The sequence below is a fragment of the Flavobacterium sp. genome, from assembly GCF_027533505.1.
Taxonomy (GTDB): Bacteria; Bacteroidota; Bacteroidia; order Flavobacteriales; family Flavobacteriaceae; genus Flavobacterium.
The window spans coordinates 25,932-39,910 of sequence record NZ_JAPZUB010000027.1 but is presented as its reverse complement, the minus strand read 5'-3'; the positions used below and the strand labels follow the sequence as shown (position 1 = coordinate 39,910).

Below are 13,979 nucleotides of genomic sequence, written 5' to 3'. Positions count from 1 at the left end.
AAGTGTGAAGAAGCATATAGAAAAAGCAGTATAAAAAGAAAAGAGCAAAGTTCAAATTAACAGACTGTGCTCTTTTTTTATTTTACATCTTTGGCGTAAACCATAATTGCTCCAGCTAATTTATCATGGATCATACGACCCTCTTTATTGGTAAAATTTGTGATAACAGAAATCCAACCCAAAATTACTTTAAGTGTAAAACGACAAAGTGCCGTTAAAAAGTTGATTTTTTCGGTGGTATAATCGAATCCAAGAATGGATATCCCAACAAGTGCTTGTCCGATAGTTCCGCCGCGTATACTGACAAAAATTGGCTCATAAAGTATACAATAAATAAACAAGCTTTCAGTTCGGAACTTGGATTCGGAAGCAATTGAAGTAAGTCACCAGTAATAATAAGTAAACTAATAAGGATTACTCCATCGATCATGGCTGCTTTAGTGCGTTCTTGTGATTGCGGATACATGGTTATGAAGTATAGTTAAATTTAAATCCGATACCATGTAAGTTTTCAATTGTAATTCCCTCTTGTCGCGCAAAGATTTTGCGTAAGCGGGAAATGAAAACATCTAAACTCCGTCCCATAAAGTAATCGTCTTCGCCCCACAAGGCTTTTAGGATTTCTTCACGTTTAAGGACTTGATTTTTATGGTCTAAAAAAAGTTTGAGCAAATCCGATTCCCGTTGCGTCAGTGAGATGGTTTCTGTATCATTAAATATGCGATAATTGGCGGCATCAAATTGATAGGTTCCTACGGTGTAAAATGGACTCGGAGGGGGTGCCACTTTTTTATGAGAACGACGTAAAAAAATATCGATTTTCAACATTAATTCCTCAATACTAAAGGGTTTTACCAAATAGTCATCGGCACCAATTTTAAGTCCCCGAATGCGATCTTCCTTTAACGTTTTGGCAGAAAGAAAAATAATGGGAATTTCTTGATTCTTTTTTCGAATGGCCGCTGCCAATTCAAAACCATCCATTTTGGGCATCATGATGTCTAAGATGCACAAATCGTATTCGTTCGAATAAAAACCCTCTAATGCTGAAGTCCCGTCGGCAAAATGGTCTACAGCATAGAAATTTTCAAGATGATCTTTTGTTAGAAACGCAATGGTTTCATCATCTTCCGCATAGAGAATTTTGAAGTTATGCATAGTGTTTTTTTGGAATTTGAATCGTTATCGTCAGTCCGTGTTCTTTGTTGTTTTGAGCGCTAATCTTCCATTGGTGTTGGATGCAAATTTTTTTTACATAAAACAATCCCAAACCAAATCCATTTACTTCATTGCTTTTTTGGTCTGCAACGCGATAAAATTTATCAAAGATTAAATTTAAATTTTTGGGCGCTACACCAATGCCATTATCCCTAAATTGCAAACGTAATCCGTGACGGTTTTCGTCAACTTGAATTTGTATTGTCGGGTGTAAGTTGCAGTATTTAACAGAATTATCCAACAAATTATAAATGATGTTGGAAAAATGAAACCGATCAGCTTCAAGCGTGTAATCATGTTCGGCTTCAATTGTCACAGTGACCTTTTCGTTTTTTAATTTAATGGTTTCAGCGGCTTCTTGTAACAATGGGAGTAAGGCCAATTTCTCGGGTTGGAGGGCTAGAGGGGATTCATCGCTTTTGGCAATATTCAACACCTTTTCGATATGGTGATTTAGTTTTTTACTTTGATTGATGATGATTTCGGTGTAGTCGTGTAATTTTTTTTGCTCGCGAATCACCTCTTGTTTATTGAGGTAACTGGAAGCTAATAGGATAGAGGAGAGGGGGGTTTTGAATTCGTGGGTCATGTTGTTGATGAAGTCCCGTTGCAATTCGGAATATTTTTTTTGTTGGATAATGGTGTAAATGGAGTACACATAGACCAAGAGTACAATCATTAAGGCGAAGGATAATACAAACCAAAACCGTAGCGAGCTTAATAAATACGACGTTTCGTTGGGAAACCGCACGGCAAAATAATAAACGAGATTTTTGTGTTTTGGAAAATACACATTATGGGTACTCGGTTTTTTATCGCTCATCGCTACGTAATTGCCATACACCATTTCATCGCTATTGCAGTTGTACATGGCATATTCAAAGTCGGTTGTGATGTTCATTTTGGCGAACTCTGTTTTCAGATAATATTCCAAAATATCGGGCTGAAAATCATTTTCAACATTCACTATGTAGTAGTCATTGGCTACTTTCTCTACGGGATTGTTGGGCGGTAATTCGCTGTCTTTACCTTCATAGAGTTTTTTGACTACTTCCAATAGCGCAATGTGGGTTTTTTGGGTGAATTTTTTTTCCTCCAAGCTAAAGGCTTCCCGTGTCCAAAGCAACTGAGCAATCAGAATGCCTAAGGTAGCAATCATGCCTAGAACAATGACGATATTGAGTTTTTTGGTCTTCAAAAGCGAAATATTGAATCTCAAAATTACTTAAAAAATGGGTGGATAGCGACTGTTAACAAGTCATTAACAAAGATTCGATAGCGGTTAACAACCCACAATCGGAATTGGATTTACATTTGTAGCATAGAAATTAGAAAACTTACTTTAATTATAAAACCAAAAATTCATTTCGTATGAAAACAGTAAAAATTACTTTAGCGGCTTTAGCCTTCGGATTGATGTCATTCACGACAGCAACCGTAATTGATCAACCCACTACCGTTTCGGCCAAAGAGGCTTCTCCAGTTGTATGGAAATCAGAAACTGTTGATGTAGGTGAGATACCTCAAGGAACTCCCAAGACTATCGAGTTCTCATTTAAAAATACGGGGACAAAGTCGGTGTTGATTACCAATGTAAAACCTTCTTGTGGATGTACAGCAGCCGATTATACTAAAGAGGCCGTAGCACCTGGGAAAACAGGGTATGTAAAAGCGACTTACAATGCTGCAGCAGCAGGAGCATTTGCGAAAACCATCACGGTAACTACCAATGCTGAAGAAACGCCAAAAGTGTTGACTTTTAAAGGAACTGTGGTTGCAAAATCATAAGTTTTCGATATAAAGGTGATTAAGAAGAACGAAAAACTCCTGAGGGGACTCAGGAGTTTTTTATTTTAAGAGCGGGTTTTCATAGCTTCCATCCTTTTCTGACGGTCTGCTATGATTTCTTTAAACTTTTTCTTTTGTTCTTCATTCAGAAAGTTCATCACATTACGTTCAGCCGTTTCATTAATAGCGCTAATTTCGCTCAGCTTTTCATCCTGTGCCATGTTTTCTTTTTTCATGATGGCATTGATTTTTTTGGAGCTGGCATCAAATTCTTTTTGAACAATAATCACTTGTAATTCGTCCAGTTTTAAATCAGTTTTCAATTTATCTACTGTTTTTTGTACCGATTCTAACCGTTCTTTTTCAAGTTGTTCCGGCGTCTTTTCACGGGCCATAGGTGGTTGCATTCCCATACCAGAACGCCCCATGCCGCCCATACCGTTATTCATCATACCCATTTGTGCCCAACCCGTAAGCGACAAGGTGCAGCAAAATAGCAAAGCGATTTTTTTCATAATAACTTCGTTTTCGTAAAGATACAAATTATATCGGTTCTCCGTAAAGGTCAAATTCACTGGCATCAAAAATACGTACCATAGCAAATTCACCTGTTTTTAAATAGTGTTGTGAGGCGTCTATTAATACTTCATTGTCTACATCGGGACTATCAAATTCTGTGCGTCCAACGAAATAGTTGCCTTCTTTTCGATCGATAACACAACGAAATGTTTGACCGATTTTTTCTTGATTTAACTCAAAAGATACTTGCGATTGAATATCCATGATTTCTTGTTGCCGCGCTAATTTAATAGCTTCAGGAACATCATCCTCAAGCGCATACGCTCCTGTATTTTCTTCGTGGGAATAGGTAAAACAACCCAAACGCTCAAAGCGCATTTCGCGAACCCAATCTTTCAATATTTGAAAATCATCCTCCGTTTCACCGGGATAACCCACAATCAAAGTGGTACGAATAGCGATACCGGGAACGGCCTTCCGAAATTCTTTTAATAATTTTGTCGTTTTTTCTTGCGTAGTCCCGCGTTTCATCGACTTTAAGATGGCGTCGGAAATATGTTGCAAAGGAATATCGATGTAATTGCAAATTTTTGGTTCCCGACGCATGACTTCCAATACATCCATGGGAAATCCTGAGGGAAAGGCATAATGCAAGCGAATCCATTCAATACCTTCAACATTCACTAAGGCTTCCAAAAGTTCGGCTAAGTTTCTTTTCTTGTATAAATCCAATCCGTAATAGGTGAGGTCTTGGGCAATTAAAATCAATTCTTTCACGCCATTTTTAGCCAATCCTTCAGCCTCTTTTACCAATTTTTCAATCGGTTGTGACACATGTTTTCCGCGCATTAATGGAATGGCACAAAAACTACAAGGCCGGTCACAACCTTCGGCGATTTTTAAATAGGCATAATTTTTAGGAGTCGTGGTGAGTCGTTCTCCCAAAAGTTCGTGTTTATAATCGGCACCCAAAGCTTTTAATAAAAGAGGCAACTCCGTGGTACCAAAGTATTGGTCAATGTTTGGAATTTCTTTTTCCAAATCGGGTCGGTATCTTTCAGAAAGGCAGCCTGTGACAAAAACTTTATCAACCACGCCGCGTTCTTTTTTGTCAGCGTATTCCAATATAGTATTTACCGATTCTTCTTTAGCATTATCAATAAATCCGCAAGTGTTGATAACCACAATATTGCCTTCTTGCTCATGGACCACTTCTTTACCGTTGGCACGCAATTGTCCCATTAAGACTTCACTATCATACGTGTTTTTCGAACACCCTAAGGTGATTACGTTGATCTTATTTTTTTTGACCGATTTGGTTCTCATAGTTTTTGAAAATGGACTGCAAAATTAGGCTATTTATTTCAGTCTCAAAAAGGAAACCGCATAAAAAAAGCCATCGATAACCGACGGCTTTTGTGAGGTATAGTGGAATTACAATTCAAAAAGAAGGGTTACAGAAATGTTGTCAAACACGGCACGACTACGCGCTGTATCGGTCAATCCGCGGTTAAACATTTGCTGGTTAAAATTACGCCATCCGTGACTGTAAGAAACATCCAAGCGTGTATCGCCAAAATTGTACCCTAATCCACCCGAATAGGTTGTTAAGTTGCCCATTGTATAGTGGTTTTTATAGGGACTTTCAGACCAACGGTACCCGCCGCGAAGGCTCCATTGTTTGTATTTGTATTCCGTTCCTAAGCGAATTTCTGTGGCCGCCTGTAATTGATTATCGATGGTTGCATTCTCGGCACTAAAATCGCGTTGCGGCGTAAAGGTGTTGCCTTGGTAAAACTGTTGCGAGATATCTGCACTGATTAGCCCGCGTTTGCCAAACAAAAAGACACCCGATGCTGTAACTCGATCGGCGGTTCGCAAACGATAGGGTTCGAAAATCATGGTTACATTGGGATCTACAACAACCGAATTATACTGTGAGTTGTTGGCATCTGCATTGAGACCAAAGCCAGAGGTAGCGATGTACTGACGTAATTCATCATTCAAGCGAAACCAAGTAGGGGATTGATAGGCAAGTCCCAAACGAGCATTTTTGTGTACTTTAAAAATGGCACCCAATTGTACTGAGAATCCATTCCCGTAAGTGTATAAATCATTGTTAAAACGTACCCGGTCTACCGTAGAGCCGATAGTGTAACGGGGATTCGAATTGGCTTCAAAAAACGATGTGCTTTGACGATAATCAACAAAATGAAAGTTCAAATTGATTCCGAGCATCAACCAATCCTGGTATTGTGCTGATCCATTTACCGATAATTTGCTTGAATAACCCGAGGAGTTCAACAAAAAGCTTTGCGCATAATTTCCTCCGGGAGCAATATTGGTAAAATAGGAAGTATTATTCGGATTGTTACTAACTGGATCAATAATATATGCGTTGTATCCTAAATAGGCTTGTTGTTCGTTAAAAAACAATTCGTCGTAAAAGAAATCGTTTAGCACTCCAAAAGGAACTGCCTCCGAGGGATTTCTACCGTTGGCATAACTAAGGAAGTATTGGTCAATGGAGTTATTGGGATTTACCCCGCTTAGAAAAACAGAATTGTTCAAATTTTGCGTATTCTCATAATTTAAAGCTACCGCAAATTTATTCCAATCGGATTTTTTTAAAGGGTCTACAAAAACCAACACACCTCCTGCTTGATTGATGTCAAAATGGTTGTTGTTCTCGCGTTGTTGGGTGCCAAAATAATTAGTACGATTGGTGGTATTGAAATTAGTGAGTGTGGCTCCAGCTTGATTATTACTGAAAATCACAGAACCTGCTGGATTAACGGAAATAGCACTTAAATCACCCCCTACAGCACCAAAAGCACCTCCCATAGCACGAAATCGGGCCGTACCATTAAGGTCTTGTACCGAATATCGTAAGGCATCCTGTATGTCTTGACTCCAACCGGTGGTCATCACCAATCCCGTGAAGTATAAGGCAAATATCTTTTTCATAGTAAACTAGTCTTTGTGAGTAAATGGTACAAATTAACGACGACCACCGCCACCGCCTCCAGAACGACCGCCACCGCCAAAGCCGCCACCGCCGCCATAGCTTCCACCTCCACCGTAGCTTGAACGGGATGGTGTATAGCTACGCGTGTTGGATTCACTGCGTGTAGGTGTACTGTTTTGAATACTGTTATTACGAACTGTTCCCGTGTTAGAAGCACTGTTGGGTCGCGTGTTGTTGGTTGAGTAATTTTGGCGTACGCCACTATTGCCTCGCGTGATATTTACGGGTCGCACCCCATTGGTGTAATCTGCACGTCCACTGCGAACAGTGTTGCCGCGCGTGAAATTATTTCCTCTAGTGAAGCCATTGTTAGTACGTCCGATACCGCTATTACGTCCGTTTAGCGCTGTAGGATTTCGGTAAATCGTGTTACGACGTCCTCCATTGTAGGCAAAGTTGTTATTCCAACCGCCACCCCAGCCCCATCCGGGTCCGTACCAAGAATTCCAACCCCAGCCCCAACCGGGTCCGTACCAAGAGTTCCAACCCCAGCCGCCCCAGCCGCCCCAGCCCCAGCCGGCATTCCAACCAAGACCCCAGCCGCCGTTCCAACCCCAGTTGTTCCAGCCCCAGCCGCCCCAGCCAGCATTCCAGCCCAGACCCCAGCCGCCCCAGCCGCCGTTCCAGCCCCAGCCATCATTCCAAGAATCATAGTAGTTGACGGTGACATTGCTAGCATTATTTCCCCAACCATTATAGTTGGAAGAAGCCGTGCGTGCCGCAGTGGTTTGGGTGCTGTCTTGTGGTGTAGTATAATTTTCAACATCTGTAATTAACTCTTGGCTCTCCTCATTTAAAGAGCTAAAGTAATTGCGGTAATATTCGCTGTTGCTATTGTCCTGTCTAGGAGCACTAGCTCGAGAGGTTCCAGTGCTGCCATATACGCCATCATTATCGTAATAGGAAGAATTTTGATAGGAGCCGCAAGAAGTGACCAAAATTCCCAAAGTGACTACAGGGAGCCAACGGAAATTACGGATTTGGGAAAGGAAATTTGTTTTCATAACTATAGCATTTTTATTGTTGGTCAATACAAAAATAGTTAGTTTTGCCAAACTAATTAGTTAAAATTTGATTAAACAATTTTTGTGCCAAACTGTTCATTATGAGTAAGAACTTAACAAAGCGAGAAGAGGATTATTCCAAGTGGTATAACGAGCTGGTGGTAAAAGCCGATTTGGCTGAAAATTCGGGGGTGCGTGGCTGTATGGTCATCAAACCTTATGGATATGCCATTTGGGAAAAAATGCAGGCCGAGTTGGATCGGATGTTCAAAGAAACCGGTCACAGCAATGCGTATTTTCCTTTGTTTGTTCCTAAAAGTATGTTCGAAGCCGAAGAAAAAAATGCAGAAGGATTTGCGAAAGAATGCGCTGTAGTCACGCATTACCGCCTGAAAGCGGATGAAACCCAAAAAGGAAAACTTATCGTTGATCCACAAGCCAAACTGGAGGAAGAATTAGTCGTTCGACCTACGAGTGAGGCTATTATTTGGTCTACGTACAAGAATTGGATTCAATCGTACCGCGATTTACCCTTGCTTATTAACCAATGGGCCAATGTAGTGCGTTGGGAAATGCGTACCCGTTTGTTTTTACGCACGGCTGAGTTTTTATGGCAGGAAGGCCATACGGCTCATGCTACCCGTGAGGAAGCGATAGCGGAGACTGAACAAATGATGCAAGTATATGCTGATTTTGTCGAAAATTTCATGGCTATTCCTGTTATCAAAGGAGTAAAAACAGCCAATGAACGATTTGCAGGAGCAGAAGAAACCTATTGTATTGAAGCCTTAATGCAAGATGGGAAAGCGTTACAGGCTGGAACATCCCACTTTTTAGGGCAAAATTTTGCGCAGGCCTTTGATGTGAAGTTTGCCAATAAAGAAGGGAAGCAAGAGTATGTATGGGGAACTTCTTGGGGGGTTTCAACGCGCTTGATGGGTGCGTTAGTCATGACGCATTCTGATGATAATGGGTTGGTTTTACCACCCAATTTAGCTCCAATTCAAGTGGTAATTGTACCTATCTATAAGAGTGAAGAAGAGTTGGCGGCGATCAGTGCGGTGGCTCATGAAATCACAGCGGCTTTACGTAAGTTACGCATTTCGGTCAAGTTTGACGATCGCACGACTCAAAAACCAGGTTTTAAATTTGCCGAATGGGAACTCAAAGGAGTCCCTGTACGCATGGCGATTGGTCCCAAAGATTTAGAGCAAGGAACTGTGGAATTGGCCCGTAGAGATACGTTAACCAAAGAGGTGGTTCGTCGCGATGGGGTAGAAGCCTATCTTGTTGATTTAATGGAAACAATCCAGCAAAGCATGTATCAAAAAGCATTTACGTATCGCGATAGTCATATTACTAAGGTAGATAATTTTGACGAATTCAAAACACTTTTGGAAATGAAAGGAGGTTTTTTGGCTGCCCATTGGGATGGAACACCAGAAACCGAAGAAAAGATTAAAGAATTGACCAAAGCAACCATACGTTGCATTCCTTTAGACCAAGAAAAAGAGGAGGGAAAATGCGTGTTTTCTGGAGCGCCATCCCGTGGTCGTGTCTTGTTTGCAAAGGCCTATTAAAAAAAATAAAAAAGTTTAAAAGCGGACTTGCACGTGTAAAAAATAGTTGTATTTTTGCATCCGCATTTGAGCAGTAGGCCCGTTCGTCTATCGGTTAGGACTCAAGATTTTCATTCTTGCAAGAGGGGTTCGATTCCCCTACGGGCTACAAAAAAACATCAAATTCGTAGTAACATTTTTGTGACTACCACTCAAATGGCCCGTTCGTCTATCGGTTAGGACTCAAGATTTTCATTCTTGCAAGAGGGGTTCGATTCCCCTACGGGCTACAAATTAGTTGTAAATTAGTTTTGTAAAACAAAGGTTTTGTGTCTCAAATCGTTGTTTTATTAGTTAAAACCAAAGTGATTACCGAGTAATTGTGGGAGGTTTTTCTTTTTTAACTAATAGTTATAAATAATTATTACAATTAAATTACAAAACAATGGCAAATCACAAGTCAGCGCTAAAAAGAATTAGAAGTAACGAGAAACGAAGAGTTTTAAACCGTTATCAACACAAAACAACACGTAATGCAGTAAAAGCGTTACGTATGTCAACGGACAAAGCAGATGCAGCAGCCAAATTGGCAAGTGTTATTTCTATGATAGATAAGTTAGCAAAAAAGAACATCATTCACGATAACAAAGCTTCCAACTTGAAGTCGAAGTTAACGAAACACGTCAACAAACTGTAATCTATTTATAGTATAGTATGAAAAAAGCCTCCGACTTAGGAGGCTTTTTTGTTAAGCTTTATTTTTTTAATTCTTCAAGCATTTCGCGGGTAATAGGTTTCGATAAAAAGTCCAAAACCATAGGGTATGATTTTGATTTTTCAATATCTTTCGGATCAATGGTCGAAGAGAGTACAATCACTTTTAGCTCTGGGAATATTTCGTCATAGCGTCGTTCGGTAATGATGTCCAAAAATTCCCAACCTCCCATTACAGGCATATTCAAATCCAAAAAAAGAAGTTCGGGTAAATCGGTTGTTGGAGTAATTCCTTCTTGAGAAAACGACTCTAAATAGGCTAACGTATCTTCCCCATTGTTGGCAATCTCAATGGTTTCGGAAAACTCACACTTTTGAATGACTTTTTTACATAGCATTAATGTGATGGGGTCATCGTCTACACAGAGTATTTTTTTGTACATTTTAACTATTTTTAAAGGTAATCGTGAATGTTGTTCCTACGCCTACCTCGCTATCAATTGTGATGCTTCCCCCCATGGACTCTACTTGTGATTTGACCAAATATAAGCCCAAACCTTTGCTGTCTGGATTGTCATGAAAACGTTGGTATAGTCCAAATACTTTGTCGCGATGGCGTTTGAGGTCAATCCCCAAACCGTTGTCTTTGAAGGTGATTTGTGTTTCAGTGCCTAAATTTTTAGCAGCAACTAAAATTTTCAATTGACGGGAAGGATCGCTGTAGCGGAGTGCATTCGTTGTCAAATTTAATAAAATACTTTCAAAATACGAACGATTTAAGAATAAGGTGTTTACTTTATCGACATCCAATTTTATAATTGGATTTAAGTTACTGATTAAAAAACTAAGTTGATTAAAGATGTTCTCAAATACATCTCGTATCACAATCGGCTCTTTATCAATGGCTAAACTATCTTTGATGATGATGATATTCACCAAATCATTGACGGTATCGTTCAATTGTTGGGTTGATTTGCTAAATCCTTGTAGGATTTCTTTTAATTCATAATCCTCAATTTCAATATCCTCCAACAAATTCAATAGCCCCGTCAAATTGGAAAGTGGTGCTCGTAAGTTGTGTGAAGTGATATAAGAGAATTGTTTTAAGTCGGAGTTGTTTTGTGTTAATTCTTTAATCAACTGTTCGCGTTCTTTTTCTTGCTCTTTTTCCTCGGTGATGTCACGCTGAATGGAAATCCAATGCGTGTGTTGATTTTCATGATTGGTAATGGGAATCAAACTTAAATTCACCCAATAGTTGGTGTTGTCTTTGCGTTTGGTGAGGGTTTCCAAGGTAAAGGCTTCTTTCTTTTTTAGGGCATCGGCAATTTTTTTGACATCCCTTTTGTTTTGAATCCGCTTGAAAAAGAAGGTAGCGGATTGGTGTAAAACTTCCGCCTGGTCGTATCCTGTCATTTTCTCAAAAGCTGGATTGACATATACGATTTGATCTTCGGCATTTTCAGAAGCTCCAACAGCAGTAATTAATACAGTATCTCGGTTTTGGATAATCACAGTTTCCAATAAACGCAACCGTTGTTCCTCCTCTTTTTGTCGGGTGACGTCCTGCATGGCACCAATCATTCGGACTACATTGCCTTCTTCATCTTTTACTAAAAAACCACGATCATATACATAGCGGTATTGTCCATTGGCATCCATAAATCGGTATTCATCTTGCCATTTATCTGAACGTTGAGCGATGTATGAATATAATTTTACAGAAATCTTCAAACTGTCTTCGGGATGAATTTTATCAAACCACCACTGTAAATTATCACCAACCTGATCTTTTTTATAACCAAAAACACCTTGAATCCCTTTGTTCCATATAAAACTATTGGTTTTAACATCCCAGTCCCAAATCGTATCGCTCGTAGCTTTGGAAACAATTTCAAATCGTTCGTTGGAAACCGATAATTCTGAAAATTCCGATTCAAATTGGGCCATGTAGCGCTCTGTAGTTCCAATCTTTTGCGCTAAAAAATAGGTCGTAAAAAGAGCAATTCCCAACGCCAAACCCAATCCGATTCCCAGTTGCCATGTTGGATTGTCCCATTGGGAGACCACGACCATGCCAGCAAATATCAAGGCAAATAGGGTGAGGAATACCGGAAGAAAAAAACGAAGGTTTGTGTGTTTCATTATTTCAAAAATAACAAAAAAAACAGGATAAAAAACATCTTGTAGTATTAATTCACTTTTCGATATCGTAAAACTATTGCGTTGAAGATGCCTGATTTCAGAAAATAAAAGCTACCTTTGCGCCTTCAAAAAAATCACATGGAATCAATACGAAATATTGCCATTATTGCCCACGTTGACCACGGAAAAACAACCTTGGTTGACAAGATTATGTACCATTGCCAGTTGTTTCGCGAAAACGAAAATACCGGCGATTTGATTTTGGATAATAATGATTTAGAACGCGAACGCGGCATTACCATTACTTCCAAAAACGTTTCGGTGGTATACAAAGGAACCAAAATTAATATTATCGATACTCCAGGCCACGCCGATTTTGGTGGGGAAGTTGAACGGGTATTGAATATGGCAGATGGTGTTTGTTTGTTAGTTGATGCCTTTGAAGGACCGATGCCCCAAACACGATTCGTATTGCAAAAAGCCATCGACTTAGGGTTGAAACCTTGTGTGGTGATTAACAAAGTGGATAAGGAAAATTGTACTCCTGAAGAAGTGCATGAAAAAGTTTTCGACTTAATGTTTGAATTGGGTGCCGAAGAGTGGCAGTTGGACTTCCCTACCGTTTATGGTTCGGCCAAAAACAATTGGATGTCCGAAGACTGGCAAAACGTTACGACGTCTATCGAACCTTTATTGGATATGGTGGTGAATCATGTTCCAGCTCCCAAAGTTTCAGAAGGAACACCTCAAATGTTGGTTACTTCGTTGGATTTTTCTTCGTTTACAGGGCGTATTGCCATCGGACGATTGGAACGCGGAACTTTGCGTGAAAATATGCCTGTTTCTTTGGTAAAAAGAGACGGTTCTATTACCAAATCCAAAATCAAAGAACTACACACCTTTGAAGGGTTAGGCCGTAAAAAAGTAGCCGAAGTACACGCGGGTGATATTTGTGCTTTAGTGGGTATTGAAGGGTTTGAAATCGGGGATACTATTGCTGATTTTGAAAATCCAGAAGCCTTAAAAAGTATTGCGATTGACGAGCCTACCATGAGTATGTTGTTTACCATCAATGATTCTCCTTTCTTTGGAAAAGAAGGCAAATTCGTCACCTCGCGCCATATCAAAGATCGTTTGACCAAAGAATTAGAGAAAAACTTGGCCTTGCGCGTTAGCGAAACCGATTCGGCCGATAAATTTATGGTTTTTGGACGTGGGGTATTGCACTTGTCCGTTTTAATTGAAACCATGCGTCGCGAAGGTTATGAATTGCAAATCGGTCAACCCCAAGTCATTATTAAAGAAATTGATGGGCAAAAATGTGAGCCTATTGAAGAATTAACCATCGACTTACCCGAGCATGTGTCTGGGAAAGCAGTTGAATTTGTAACCGTTCGTAAAGGCGAAATGCTGAGTATGGAACCCCGTGGCGAACGTATGATTATCAAATTTAATATTCCCTCGCGCGGCATCATCGGGTTGCGTAATCAATTATTGACGGCAACCGCGGGAGAAGCAATTATGGCGCACCGCTTTATTGGGTATGAGCCTTTGAAAGGTGATATTTCGGGTCGTATCAACGGTTCCTTGATTTCTATGGAAAATGGTAAAGCCATCCCGTATTCGATCAATAAATTGCAAGACCGGGGTAAGTTTTTTGTCGATCCCAACGAAGATATTTACGAAGGACAAGTAGTAGGTGAAAACTCACGTGCGGATGATTTGGTCATTAATATTACCAAAACCAAACAGTTAACTAACTTCCGTTCCGCAGGTGCTGATGATAAAACGCGTATCGTTCCCGCTATTAAGTTTACCCTTGAAGAAGCATTGGAATACATTCAAAAAGATGAATATGTAGAAGTAACACCAAAGTCTATTCGTTTGCGAAAAATATTATTGAGTGAAAACGACCGTAAGCGTTTTAAAAATGCAATGGTATAATATTTTTAACTCTCATAAAAAAAGCCATCAATTGTTTAGTTGATGGCTTTTTTATTTTAG

Annotated in this window: 14 protein-coding genes and 2 tRNA genes; 6 read left to right on the top strand and 10 right to left on the bottom strand. The window is 39.9% G+C overall.

Annotated elements, in window-relative coordinates; genetic code table 11:
• Positions 1-77 precede the first annotated feature (77 nt).
• Genes O9316_RS13070 through O9316_RS05725 form a run of 4 tightly spaced genes read right to left on the bottom strand, consistent with a single transcriptional unit; the run spans position 78 to position 2,416 of the window.
• On the bottom strand, positions 78-284 hold the full coding sequence (locus tag O9316_RS13070; RefSeq protein ID WP_366941519.1) for a hypothetical protein: 207 nt from the start codon (positions 282-284) through the stop codon (positions 78-80).
• Positions 215-466 carry a hypothetical protein gene (locus tag O9316_RS05735; RefSeq protein WP_298204628.1) on the bottom strand — a complete coding sequence of 84 codons (252 nt, stop codon included), beginning with the start codon at positions 464-466 and terminating at the stop codon, positions 215-217. The genes O9316_RS13070 and O9316_RS05735 overlap by 70 nt, the downstream gene beginning before the upstream one ends.
• Positions 467-468: 2 nt before the next feature.
• Positions 469-1,158: a response regulator transcription factor gene (locus O9316_RS05730; protein WP_298204627.1), complete on the bottom strand. Its 690-nt coding sequence runs from the start codon at positions 1,156-1,158 to the stop codon at positions 469-471.
• Positions 1,151-2,416 (bottom strand): HAMP domain-containing sensor histidine kinase, encoded by a 1,266-nt coding sequence (locus O9316_RS05725; protein ID WP_298204626.1) that lies wholly within the window; start codon positions 2,414-2,416, stop codon positions 1,151-1,153. The genes O9316_RS05730 and O9316_RS05725 overlap by 8 nt, the downstream gene beginning before the upstream one ends.
• Positions 2,417-2,589: 173 nt before the next feature.
• On the opposite strand from O9316_RS05725, the gene O9316_RS05720 reads away from it, so the two are divergent.
• Positions 2,590-3,006, top strand: coding sequence for a DUF1573 domain-containing protein (locus O9316_RS05720; RefSeq protein WP_298204625.1), 417 nt, complete (start codon positions 2,590-2,592; stop codon positions 3,004-3,006).
• Between the two features lie 65 nt (positions 3,007-3,071).
• On the opposite strand, the gene O9316_RS05715 is transcribed toward O9316_RS05720, so the two are convergent.
• From O9316_RS05715 to O9316_RS05700, 4 genes are all read right to left on the bottom strand, one after another.
• A complete protein-coding gene (locus O9316_RS05715; RefSeq protein WP_298204624.1) occupies positions 3,072-3,521 on the bottom strand; it encodes a hypothetical protein in 450 nt (149 codons plus the stop codon).
• A 28-nt stretch (positions 3,522-3,549) separates the two neighbouring features.
• Positions 3,550-4,851, bottom strand: coding sequence for a 30S ribosomal protein S12 methylthiotransferase RimO (gene rimO, locus O9316_RS05710; protein ID WP_298204623.1), 1,302 nt, complete (start codon positions 4,849-4,851; stop codon positions 3,550-3,552).
• A gap of 108 nt (positions 4,852-4,959) precedes the next feature.
• Positions 4,960-6,492 (bottom strand): outer membrane protein transport protein, encoded by a 1,533-nt coding sequence (locus O9316_RS05705; RefSeq protein ID WP_298204622.1) that lies wholly within the window; start codon positions 6,490-6,492, stop codon positions 4,960-4,962.
• Positions 6,493-6,525: 33 nt separating this feature from the next.
• The gene (locus O9316_RS05700) at positions 6,526-7,557 is read right to left on the bottom strand and encodes a hypothetical protein (RefSeq protein ID WP_298204621.1); all 1,032 of its coding nucleotides are present in this window, start codon (positions 7,555-7,557) and stop codon (positions 6,526-6,528) included.
• Between the two features lie 101 nt (positions 7,558-7,658).
• Between O9316_RS05700 and proS the strand changes: the two genes are divergently transcribed.
• From proS to rpsT, 4 genes are all read left to right on the top strand, one after another.
• The gene (proS, locus tag O9316_RS05695) at positions 7,659-9,137 is read left to right on the top strand and encodes a proline--tRNA ligase (RefSeq protein WP_298204620.1); all 1,479 of its coding nucleotides are present in this window, start codon (positions 7,659-7,661) and stop codon (positions 9,135-9,137) included.
• Between the two features lie 76 nt (positions 9,138-9,213).
• Positions 9,214-9,285 (top strand) — tRNA-Glu (locus O9316_RS05690).
• 49 nt (positions 9,286-9,334) lie between these two features.
• Positions 9,335-9,406, top strand: a tRNA-Glu gene (locus O9316_RS05685).
• 155 nt (positions 9,407-9,561) lie between these two features.
• On the top strand, positions 9,562-9,813 hold the full coding sequence (rpsT, locus tag O9316_RS05680) for a 30S ribosomal protein S20 (RefSeq protein WP_073362803.1): 252 nt from the start codon (positions 9,562-9,564) through the stop codon (positions 9,811-9,813).
• A gap of 58 nt (positions 9,814-9,871) precedes the next feature.
• Here rpsT and O9316_RS05675 read toward each other — a convergent pair whose 3' ends face one another.
• Entirely contained in the window at positions 9,872-10,273 is a 402-nt protein-coding gene (locus O9316_RS05675; protein ID WP_287782477.1) for a response regulator, read from the bottom strand.
• A gap of 1 nt (position 10,274) precedes the next feature.
• Positions 10,275-11,975 carry a PAS domain-containing protein gene (locus tag O9316_RS05670; RefSeq protein ID WP_298204618.1) on the bottom strand — a complete coding sequence of 567 codons (1,701 nt, stop codon included), beginning with the start codon at positions 11,973-11,975 and terminating at the stop codon, positions 10,275-10,277.
• Between the two features lie 138 nt (positions 11,976-12,113).
• Between O9316_RS05670 and typA the strand changes: the two genes are divergently transcribed.
• Positions 12,114-13,919, top strand: a complete 1,806-nt coding sequence (gene typA / locus O9316_RS05665; protein ID WP_298204617.1) for a translational GTPase TypA — start codon at positions 12,114-12,116, stop codon at positions 13,917-13,919.
• The last annotated feature ends 60 nt before the right edge of the window (positions 13,920-13,979 follow it).

Coding starts and splice junctions, on each gene's coding strand:
- O9316_RS05735 (WP_298204628.1), bottom strand. CDS start 466: ATGTATCCGCAATCACAAGAACGCACTAAAGCAGCCATGATCGATGGA.
- O9316_RS05730 (WP_298204627.1), bottom strand. CDS start 1,158: ATGCATAACTTCAAAATTCTCTATGCGGAAGATGATGAAACCATTGCG.
- O9316_RS05720 (WP_298204625.1), top strand. CDS start 2,590: ATGAAAACAGTAAAAATTACTTTAGCGGCTTTAGCCTTCGGATTGATG.
- O9316_RS05715 (WP_298204624.1), bottom strand. CDS start 3,521: ATGAAAAAAATCGCTTTGCTATTTTGCTGCACCTTGTCGCTTACGGGT.
- rimO (WP_298204623.1), bottom strand. CDS start 4,851: ATGAGAACCAAATCGGTCAAAAAAAATAAGATCAACGTAATCACCTTA.
- O9316_RS05705 (WP_298204622.1), bottom strand. CDS start 6,492: ATGAAAAAGATATTTGCCTTATACTTCACGGGATTGGTGATGACCACC.
- O9316_RS05700 (WP_298204621.1), bottom strand. CDS start 7,557: ATGAAAACAAATTTCCTTTCCCAAATCCGTAATTTCCGTTGGCTCCCT.
- proS (WP_298204620.1), top strand. CDS start 7,659: ATGAGTAAGAACTTAACAAAGCGAGAAGAGGATTATTCCAAGTGGTAT.
- rpsT (WP_073362803.1), top strand. CDS start 9,562: ATGGCAAATCACAAGTCAGCGCTAAAAAGAATTAGAAGTAACGAGAAA.
- O9316_RS05675 (WP_287782477.1), bottom strand. CDS start 10,273: ATGTACAAAAAAATACTCTGTGTAGACGATGACCCCATCACATTAATG.
- O9316_RS05670 (WP_298204618.1), bottom strand. CDS start 11,975: ATGAAACACACAAACCTTCGTTTTTTTCTTCCGGTATTCCTCACCCTA.
- typA (WP_298204617.1), top strand. CDS start 12,114: ATGGAATCAATACGAAATATTGCCATTATTGCCCACGTTGACCACGGA.